Source organism: Burkholderia anthinoferrum, assembly GCF_002925705.1.
Lineage (GTDB): Bacteria > Pseudomonadota > Gammaproteobacteria > Burkholderiales > Burkholderiaceae > Burkholderia > Burkholderia semiarida.
Genome location: NZ_LFZP01000092.1, coordinates 1 through 380, shown reverse-complemented (window position 1 = coordinate 380; position 380 = coordinate 1). Strand labels below are relative to the sequence as shown.

The following is a 380-nucleotide window of genomic DNA, read 5'->3' as shown; positions in this document are numbered from 1 at the left end:
GCGCTGCCGGTGCCGAACGCACCCGTCAGCGAGATACGCGGGAAGAATGCCGCGCGCGCCGCGCCGATGTTCGCGTTGGCAGCCAGCAGCGTCTGCTCGGCCTGCATCACGTCCGGACGACGCGTGAGCAGATCCGACGGAAGGCCTGCCGGCACGTCCGTCAGCAGATTCTGCGCGTCGAGCGGCATGCCGGCCGGCAGGTCGTCCGGCAGCGGCTCGCCGATCAGCAGCACCAGCGCGTTCAGCGCCTGCGCACGCGCTCGCGCCTGCGCCTGCTGGTTCGCGAGCGCCGTCTCGACCACGGTCTGCGCCTGACGCAGCTCGAGCTCGGAGCCCGTGCCGTTGTCGAACTGCAGCTTCGTCAGGTCGTACGATGCCTG

1 protein-coding gene is annotated in these 380 nt (G+C 70.8%); it reads right to left on the bottom strand.

The genetic code is table 11. From position 1 onward, the window contains the following. Positions 1-380: TolC family protein (locus C5F75_RS36040; RefSeq protein WP_181035522.1), on the bottom strand; the 380-nt coding region annotated here is incomplete at both ends.